Source organism: Streptomyces panaciradicis (genome assembly GCF_023516615.1).
Taxonomy (GTDB): domain Bacteria; phylum Actinomycetota; class Actinomycetes; order Streptomycetales; family Streptomycetaceae; genus Streptomyces; species Streptomyces panaciradicis.
The window spans coordinates 1-8,305 of the sequence record NZ_JAMGBF010000259.1; the positions used below are offsets into that span (position 1 = coordinate 1).

9 protein-coding genes are annotated in these 8,305 nt (G+C 72.5%); 5 read left to right on the forward strand and 4 right to left on the reverse strand.

Annotated elements, in window-relative coordinates; translation table 11 throughout:
* The 3 genes from M8J74_RS43145 to M8J74_RS43155 form a co-directional block, all read left to right on the forward strand.
* Nucleotides 1-165: carboxyl transferase domain-containing protein (locus tag M8J74_RS43145; RefSeq protein ID WP_283949310.1), on the forward strand; the 165-nt coding region annotated here is incomplete at its 5' end.
* 360 nt (nt 166-525) lie between these two features.
* Nucleotides 526-1,353, forward strand: a complete 828-nt coding sequence (locus M8J74_RS43150) for an AfsR/SARP family transcriptional regulator (protein WP_249841627.1) — start codon at nt 526-528, stop codon at nt 1,351-1,353.
* An 845-nt stretch (nt 1,354-2,198) separates the two neighbouring features.
* On the forward strand, nt 2,199-2,954 hold the full coding sequence (locus tag M8J74_RS43155; protein WP_249841633.1) for a class I SAM-dependent methyltransferase: 756 nt from the start codon (nt 2,199-2,201) through the stop codon (nt 2,952-2,954).
* Nucleotides 2,955-3,150: 196 nt separating this feature from the next.
* On the opposite strand, the gene M8J74_RS43160 is transcribed toward M8J74_RS43155, so the two are convergent.
* From M8J74_RS43160 to M8J74_RS43170, 3 genes are all read right to left on the reverse strand, one after another.
* Nucleotides 3,151-3,414, reverse strand: a complete 264-nt coding sequence (locus M8J74_RS43160; protein WP_249841628.1) for a hypothetical protein — start codon at nt 3,412-3,414, stop codon at nt 3,151-3,153.
* Between the two features lie 278 nt (nt 3,415-3,692).
* Complete coding sequence (locus tag M8J74_RS43165; RefSeq protein ID WP_249841629.1) at nt 3,693-4,082, reverse strand: PIN domain-containing protein; 390 nt, start codon at nt 4,080-4,082, stop codon at nt 3,693-3,695.
* On the reverse strand, nt 4,082-4,402 hold the full coding sequence (locus M8J74_RS43170; protein ID WP_249841630.1) for a hypothetical protein: 321 nt from the start codon (nt 4,400-4,402) through the stop codon (nt 4,082-4,084). The genes M8J74_RS43165 and M8J74_RS43170 overlap by 1 nt, the downstream gene beginning before the upstream one ends.
* A gap of 315 nt (nt 4,403-4,717) precedes the next feature.
* Here M8J74_RS43170 and M8J74_RS43175 point away from each other — a divergent pair, with 315 nt between their 5' ends.
* Nucleotides 4,718-5,539, forward strand: coding sequence for an AfsR/SARP family transcriptional regulator (locus M8J74_RS43175; RefSeq protein ID WP_249841631.1), 822 nt, complete (start codon nt 4,718-4,720; stop codon nt 5,537-5,539).
* Nucleotides 5,540-5,597: 58 nt separating this feature from the next.
* On the opposite strand, the gene M8J74_RS43180 is transcribed toward M8J74_RS43175, so the two are convergent.
* A complete protein-coding gene (locus tag M8J74_RS43180) occupies nt 5,598-5,831 on the reverse strand; it encodes a DUF6059 family protein (RefSeq protein WP_249841632.1) in 234 nt (77 codons plus the stop codon).
* Between the two features lie 1,325 nt (nt 5,832-7,156).
* On the opposite strand from M8J74_RS43180, the gene M8J74_RS43190 reads away from it, so the two are divergent.
* Nucleotides 7,157-8,281 carry an aromatase/cyclase gene (locus M8J74_RS43190; protein ID WP_249841634.1) on the forward strand — a complete coding sequence of 375 codons (1,125 nt, stop codon included), beginning with the start codon at nt 7,157-7,159 and terminating at the stop codon, nt 8,279-8,281.
* Nucleotides 8,282-8,305 lie beyond the last annotated feature (24 nt).

Below are 8,305 nucleotides of genomic sequence, written 5' to 3' on the forward strand. Positions count from 1 at the left end.
TACAGGTCCGAGCTGATGCACCCCTACTACGCCGCCGAACGCGGCCTGGTCGACGACGTCATCGACCCGGCCGCCACCCGCGAGACCCTCATCCGCTCCCTGGCGATGCTGCGCACCAAGCACGCCGACCTGCCCTCCCGCAAGCACGGCAACCCCCCGCAGTAACCCGCACCCGGCACCCAACACCCGGCATCCGGCCGGCAGCGTGCCGGGTCCTCCTGGCGGGCCGGAAGCGCCCCACCCCGCCGCCTCGCCGGTCGCCCCGCCGCCTCGTCGCTCCGGCGCGTCGCTCCGCCGCGCCCCCGGGGGGGACTCCGTGAAAGGTGTGTGCGGGTGCGAAGTGAGCCGGGCCGGCGCCGGGGTGTGAGCTCGGGCGCGGGTCTCGCCTCCCGCATTGACAAACCGACCGTGCTGTTTTTTACTCGTGTTCAAGCGGGAGCCGTGGCGCACCGTCCAGGCTTCCAAGCGGTGGTCCGCGCGGCATGGACCTGTCCGCAACCGGCACCGGACACAAGGGGGAAGACAGTGGACATCGAAGTTCTGGGCGCGCTGTCGGTCAGCGAGCACGGCATCTCTGTCACACCCACGGCCCCCAAGCCGCGGCAGGTGCTGGCCCTGCTGGCGCTGCACGCGGACCGGGTGGTGCAGGTCTCTGCGCTGATCGAGGAGCTGTGGGAGGACGAGCCGCCGCGCAGTGCCCGCACCACGCTGCAGACGTATGTGCTGCAGCTGCGCGAGCTCATCGGGGAGGCGCTGGTGAAGGCGGGGGAGAAGGGGGTCAGCGCCAAGGACATCCTGGTGACCCTGCCGGGCGGGTACCGGCTGAACACCCGGGGCGGGCGGGTGGACTTCCGCGAGTTCGAAAAGCAGGCCGGGGCGGGCTACCGGGCCATGGACGCCGACGACTTCTCCGGCGCGGCCCGCCGGCTGCGCGAGGCGCTGGCGTTGTGGACCCCTCCCGCGCTCGCCGACGTCCATGCCGGCAGCCGGATCGGTCTGGAGATCAAGCGGCTGGACGAGGCCCGGCTGTGCGCGCTGGACCAGCGCATCGAGGCCGACCTGCGGCGCGGACGTCACCGCGAGCTGCTCTCGGAGCTGACCGTCCTGGTCAACCGCCACCGCATGCACGAGAGTCTGCACGGCCAGTTCATGGTGGCCCTGCACCGCTCCGGGCGGCGCGGGGACGCCCTCAACGTCTACCAAAGGCTGCGCACCACGCTCGTACGGGAGTTGGGCCTGGAGCCGTCGGCGACGCTGAGCCGGCTGCAGCGCTCCATCCTGATGGCCGTCCCCGAGGCCCTCCCGGCCCGTGATGCGGAGATCAGCGGGCCGCCCATGGCCCGGCTGGGCTGAGCCCGAGCCTTCGCCCCACCGGGCCGGCCGCCGCACGCCGAGCGGTCCCCCCACCGGCCCCCCCCCGCACACCCGCCACTTTCCCCCCAGCCCCCCAGTACGACGGCTCGGCATGCCCGGCCTCCGGCCTCCTGCTCCACGCCGAGCAGCCCCGGCGCGACACCGCAGCCGGTCGGTTCCGCCGGCGCCCGCCCGCCCCGCCGGGAAGGCTTCGATGCCCGGCCGGCCGGGCTGCTTCGCGGGGCGAGGGAAGCCGCCGGCGAGCGGGGTGCGCACCTCCGGTACGGTCCACGCGGCGGTGTCCGCGCCGGCCTTTTGGGCAGCAGCCATCACGGTGCCTGTATCGCCCGTGTCCGGGCGGGGCGCTGCCGACGTTCGGCACTCTTCTTCGGGCTCGTGTCCTGGCTGAGCGGCAGCGACCGCCCGGAGGTGAGCGAAGGCGTCCCGGGCCCGGTCGGCCCGCACCGCGTCCCACGTCCCTTGCGGCTCCCGTGGTGGGAGACCGGCCGCGCCCCGGGGATGAACGGGCAGGTCCCTCCGCCCGTCCACGGTAGGGACGATGACGACCTGGTCGAGGTAGTCACACTGGTCGGGCTCGGGCCGATGTGCGGTGAGCCGGTCACCTGCCTCCGTGTGGGTTCCCGGTCCCCACGGACACGCGGAGGGCAAGACGGTTGCCGCGGCGCGGGCGTCGAACTCCACCGGTGGCATCCGCTCAGAGGGACAACTGGCACCCCGCGAACACCGTCGGAGCCCTCCCTTGTGAAAACCATTGGTGCCCGGCGTGCTCCGCTGATGGACTGACGTCCTGCCGTTGAGTCTGCCGCGTGACGGAGGCAGTGGTTGTGACAGGTTATGACGTGCCTGCCGAGGTGTATGAATGGCTCATCTCGGATGCGAAGTTGCCTCCAGCCGCGTTCGCTGCGTCGTTCGACGACGTCCTCCATCTCCTGCCGTCGAACGCTCACGTCCTGGACTGTTCGTGCGGGACCGGGCAGTTGGCGGTGGGCCTCGCCGGCCGTGGCCTGCAGGTGGCCGCAACGGACGCCAGCGAGGCGATGGTCCGTCGGACTGCGCAGTTGTCCGAACAGTTCGGGGCATCGGTCCGGGCCGTACGGGCGAGCTGGGAGGAGTTGCCCGACCTTTTCCGCGACGACACGTTCGACATGGTGTTCTGCGTGGGCAACTCGCTGCACCATGCCGCGGGCGCGAGGGGCAGGGGTGCTGCTCTGGAGTCGATGTCACGGCTTCTGCGCCCCGGCGGGCGCCTGGTCCTCACCTCCCGCACCTGGGAACTGGTCAGGGCCAGAGGATCCCGGCTTCAGATCGGTGACCGGCTCGTCCGCCGCAATGGTCGCGATGCCGTCGTGGTCTACCGCTGGGAGATTGCGCCGCGCTGGGAGCAGGAGCACCACATCGAGATTGCGATCGCGCAAGTCGATGCGACCGGGTTGGTTGTTGTCCGCTCGGAACTGCTGTCCTGCTGGCCCTACCGCTACGAGGAACTCGAAGCCGGGCTGCACCGGGTCGGACTCCAAACGGAACTGAGCACGTTCGATCGTGAGGCCGAGAACTACAGGGTGGTCGCGAGGAAGGTGTGAACACCGCACTCTCAGTCCCTGGCCGGACCGTGCGGTTGCTCGCAGGACGCCTGCGCCCTGTCATCGGTGCGGGTTCACATGGCCAACGCAACGCCTCGGACGAGGACTGCTCGTCGATCAGACGGCGGTAGACCCGGGGTGAGGATGTGGCGCTGTTTCCTGGTCGCATCCAGATCGATGAACAGGATCTCGTCGATCAGCGGCGTGAACGGATCCCGCTTCGAAGGTCGCGCGTCGAAGCGGTTGTCGTGCGGGGCTGCGGCCAAGCCGAGGCCAGATCCTTGTTGAGAGTGCTCCAGGTGACGCCGTACTGGCACGGCAATGCCCGGTTCGACATGCCCTCGCGGCAGTCGCGCCGCAGCGCGGCCTGCACCTCGCCCTTCGACTGGCCGGGCAGCATCGAGAGGCCGCCTGCATCCCCGACGAGGGCCGATGCGGCGGGCGCCGATGGCAGGTTCATCCTCCGGGAGGCCGGGCGCTGCGCGTGCGACGGCCGCCGACCTTGCCGGCCGCTCGGCCGCCCGACCCACGCGGGCCGGCCTGCTGCCCCGCACCGCGCCCGGCACGGGGCAGCCCTCGTCTTTGCTCTCCGGCCCGCCGTCGGCCCCCTCCGGGCCTTGTCGCGGCGCCGTGACCCCGGCGGGCGCAGGAGCCCGTGCGCTCTGCGGCCCCGGGGCCCCGTACCCGTCCGGCAAGGGCCCCGGAGGAACCGTGCTTGTGCTGCCCGGTGGCGGACGGCTACTGGCCGGGGTGGACGCCGGTGCCTGCGTATGCCTTCGGAGTCAGGGTGAGCAGGAACCGTCCGCCAGGGTGGGCGGCGGAGGGCCGGGCGGCGTGGATGGCGTGGACGGCGGCGAAGGAGTGCCCGAAGCGCAGCAGTTCGGTGGCGGTGACCGCGGCGTCGGTGTCGAACGCCTCGATCCGGATGAACCTGAGTCCCTTGATGGAGCCGAGCAGGCCCGGCCGTCCGGCGTCGCCGGCGGTCAGGCAGAGCACCGGCGCACACAGCTCGCCGAGTCCGCCGCAGGCCTGGACGTAGAACGCGGCAACCGCCTCGTTGAACGGGTCCTTCGGGTCGTACAGCGCCGCGGCGCTCGTGTGGTCCAGGACGACCGAGATCGCCGCCACTACGCGGCCGTCTGAGGACCGTGCGCCGCGCCGCCCAGGCGCTCCAGCAGAGCCCGGGCCTTGGCCTCGGCCTCCTCGCTCGGTGCATGACCGAGGGCGGAGGCGAGCTCGGCGCGGGCCAGTTCGGCCCGCTCGGCGTACTCGGCCTGGGTCGGCGTGCCCTGCTTGACGCGCCTGACGGCCTTGACGGTGAACGGCTGGCCGTCGCCGACGCAGAAAAGGGGAATCCGTCCATTCTCCGGCTGCCGTGGCCAAAGAGCCAGATACCGCGGGGGAACGGCGGAAAAGAAACCCCGCCTCCAGCGGAATTGGGGGCTCATTCGAGTTCTGGTGGTGTGTTCTGTCCGTTCTCCCGCCGGGTGCTCTCGGTGGTCTTGGTTTTTCTGCCGGCGGGGCCGGAGCGTATCGGGAACGGGTGCTTCCGCCCCGGCGGGCGGGGTGCGGCAAGAAGGTCACTCAATGATTCCTCGACGATATCCGGGGGCCGGGCCGGGGCGGGATACGGTGCGCCTCGTTCATGTGTCGCGGGAAAGGACGTTCGGTCCCCGCGTGGCGCAATATCGACGAGCCTCGGGCACTGATTCGTACACCGGATCGGAAACCGACTACAGCCGTCGAGGTACGGGGAGGAAGCCATGAAGATTTGTGTTCTTGGTCCACTGAGTGCCGACGTCAACGGGATGTCGATCGTCCCGACGGCCGGGAAGCCGCGCCAGATCCTGGCCCTGCTCGCCCTGTACCCGAGCCGGGTCATGCCCGTGCCCACGCTGATGGAGGAGATCTGGGGCACCGAGCTGCCCCAGAGCGCGCTGACCACCCTGCAGACCTACATCCTGCAGCTGCGGCGCCGCCTGGGCACCGCCATGGGACCGGACGCTCCCGGCACCGCCAAGGACGTGCTCGCCACCCGGCACGGCGGTTACCTGCTGCAGATACCCGCCGACGCCGTCGACGTCCACGCCTACGAACGCCTGGTCACCGAGGGCCAACAGGCCTTCGAGAAGGGCGATGACGAGCTCGCGGCCCGCACCTACCGCCAAGCGCTGGATCTGTGGCAGGGGCCCGCCCTGGTCGACGTCCGGGTCGGGCCGGTGCTGGAGATCGAGGCGATGCGGCTGGAGGAGAGCCGGCTGGTCACCCGGGAGCGCCGCATCGACGCCGACCTGCGCCTGGGCCGGCACGCCGAGGTCACCGCCGAGCTGATGGACCTGACCGCCCGCCACCCCGAACACGAGGGACTGCACTCGCAGGCCATGGTGGCGCTGTACCGCTGTGGCCGGCAGGCCGCCGCGCTCGAGGTCTACCACCGGCTGCGCCGCCGCCTGGTCGACGAGCTGGGCGTGGAGCCCTCACCGCAGCTGCAGCGGCTGCACCAGGCGATGCTGGCCGTCGACCCCCAGCTGGACGTGACCTCCTGCGTCCGGCGCACCTCCACCTTCGACCTCTACGCCGCCTGACCCCGACACCCCGACGTCCCGTTCGCGCCGCCGGGTACGCCGGGTGCGGTGCGGGTTTTCAGTTCACGCGGCGCAGGTCCCTCAGCAGGGCGCGTTCCAGCGCGGTCAGGGGCAGGTCGGGACGCAGCCGCTCGGGATGGCCGGGCGGGGGTGCGTGCAGCAGCCGGCCGGCATCCATCCGGGCCGTCTCACCGGCCAGGTGGACGGCGCCGGAGGCCACCAGGCACTGCCAGACGCAGGCCGCCAGGGCGCGGGCGGCCCGCCGCACACGCCGGGCACCACGAAACGCCATCACCACTCCTTCGGGCCGCGGACGCCGTTTTTCGCCCGCCAGAGTCGGTGCGTGCGCTCGTGAAGTACCGGACACCGGCTGGAACGCCACGGCCGGCAGCCCCCACGAGGACTCCCTCAGGTTGCTCGGGCACCTGGGAAAGGGGGGCTCGTGCGGCCCGGTGAACACCCACCCGCGCCGACGCGGCATCTGCGGTGCTCAGCCAAAGGTGCCACCCCCGCGATCCTGAGGCCCCTGAGGCCCATGAGGAACTGGCGTATGCGGCTGAGGCCGCACCAGTTCAGGCCCCGGACCGGTTTGCACGCCTATCCGGCTCCTCCAGCCGCGGCACCCCCTGCGCCCCACCACGCTGCGCGGCCCCGACCCCATGGGCCGGCCGCGCGGCGACCACGACGAGCCCAGCCGGCTCGCGGCTCTCATCTTTTCTTTCGCCGCCTCCTCCCGGCACCCGATCGTCCCTGTACCGCTACGCGAGAGCCCTCCGCCCGACGGGGGCTTCGGCGAGTGGGTGTCGGCCTCGTCCCGGCTCACCACACGCTCGCCCCTGCGCCCCTGCGCCCCGGCATGTGGCCCGGGCTGCGGCGCACGGTGGTCAACGGCGCTGCGCTGAGGCGTCCGTACCGACGAGCCGCGCACCGCATGGGGCGCCGCCTCCTGGCGCGCACGCTCGCAGCGGGCCGGCTTCCGGGACGGACTGCGCCACGCCGCTCGCGCCCGGACGTTCTTCCTCCTTGGGCAGCCGGGACGTCTTCGCGTGGACGGCTGGGTATCTCGCGGACGCGGCCGGCTGGGGCCCGTACCAAAAGGGTGTTGCCCAAGGCCGCTTTGCGCGGATGACGGCGCTTTCGAACCTGGTCCGGCCTCCCGGTGGCGGGCATCCCCTCGAAGTGCTGGTCTCTCGACCGGGCGTATCCCTCTACGCCCCTTCCGGCGGCCGGGTCACTGCCGTGCCGGCGCCTGAGGTCGACTGCGACTGCGCCGGCGCCCGCACCCTCATCGACGCCGCCCGCCGTGCCCTGAACCCGCGCTGCGGCAGCGGCCGTCGCACCCCCCGGCCGCTGCCCCGCCACCTCGATCCCCCCGGGCCCTGCCGTGTCCCCGGCCCGCACCGCCCTGCCCCTGCCCCTGGCCGTGTTCCTGTCCTGCGGTGCCCTCCGTTCGGTGCGGGCTTCGGCGCGGGCAGGGTCGGCCGCGGTGGTCGGGCCCGGATCGAGCGGGCGTGGAGCGGGCAGGCCGTGCCGGCGGTCCCGCCGGCGGCGTGCTGGGGATTCGAGCCGTGCTCCGGTGGCGGGCGAGGTGTTCTCCACCCGGTCAGGACACAGTCCATGGCGAGCCTGTACGAGGCGGGCCGGCGGGGCATTGCCCGGCCCGGCCGGGCGTGGCTCGGGCCGGCCCGGATCGGGCTGGTGTGGTGGATGTTCGAGACGAGGAATGGGGTGTGGTGGATGTACCTCGCGCCGGTGCACCGTATGGCCCAGCACGCGGAGGTGGACGCCCCGGCCGGTGTGCTCTACGGCCTGATCGCGGACGCTCTGCGCTGGCCGGTCTTCCTGCCGCCCACGGTCCATGTCGAGCAGCTGGAGTTCGACGGCGGGTCGGAGCGGCTGCGGATGTGGGTGACGGCCAACGGTGAGATCAAGTCCTGGACGACGCGGCGGGTCCTGGACCCCCTCGCGCACCGGGTGGAGTTCCGGCAGGAGGTGCTGCCCCGTCCGGTGACCTCCATGGGCGGCAGCTGGAGCGTGGAGCCCCGCGGCCCGGAGAAGTCCCTGGTCACCTTGCGCAATGACTTCGCGGTCGCCGACAACGCGCGTGCGGACGTGGACTGGGTCAGGCGGGCCACCACCGCCAACACGCGGGCCGCGCTGGCCAACCTCAAGCAGCTCGCCGAGCGCTGGCGCCGTCTGGACGCCCTGGTGCTGGCCTTCGAGGAATCGGTGCACATCGATGCGGGGGTGGAGCCGGTCTATGCCTTCCTGCACCGTTTCGGTGACCGGGCCGACGCCGTGCCCGGCGCCCTGAAGGTGGAGTTGTCCGAGCGGGCCCCGGGGGTGCAGCTGATGCGTGTGGAGCTGCCCGCGGCGGCCGGCACGACGCGGACGACGGAGTCGGTGCGGATCGGTTTCCCGCACGCCGGGCGCATCGTCTTCAAGGACATCCGCGACAGCGAGCAGCCGGCGCTGCTGGCCGCGCACGCGGGGGAGTGGTCGGTCGAGCCCGATCCCTTCGGCGAGGGGGTCACCGTCGTCGCCCGCCACCACGCGGTGCTGGACGAGGACGGTGTGCGCGAGCACTACGGAGCGGGCGCGCAGGCGGTGCGCGTGGCGCGTCAGGCGCTGCGTGCACGGCTGGCCGAGCAGAGCGCCGCCGCGCTGGGGCTGGCCCGCCAGTACGCCGAGGACGCACAGGTCCGCGAGCCGGCCGAGGGCGCGCTGGCCCGCCGGGTGTGAGCCGCACGGCCGCCCCGGCCGCCA

Coding starts and splice junctions, on each gene's coding strand:
- M8J74_RS43170 (WP_249841630.1), bottom strand. CDS start 4,402: ATGAGCCCCCAATTCCGCTGGAGGCGGGGTTTCTTTTCCGCCGTTCCC.
- M8J74_RS43175 (WP_249841631.1), top strand. CDS start 4,718: ATGAAGATTTGTGTTCTTGGTCCACTGAGTGCCGACGTCAACGGGATG.
- M8J74_RS43190 (WP_249841634.1), top strand. CDS start 7,157: ATGGCGAGCCTGTACGAGGCGGGCCGGCGGGGCATTGCCCGGCCCGGC.
- M8J74_RS43180 (WP_249841632.1), bottom strand. CDS start 5,831: ATGGCGTTTCGTGGTGCCCGGCGTGTGCGGCGGGCCGCCCGCGCCCTG.
- M8J74_RS43160 (WP_249841628.1), bottom strand. CDS start 3,414: ATGAACCTGCCATCGGCGCCCGCCGCATCGGCCCTCGTCGGGGATGCA.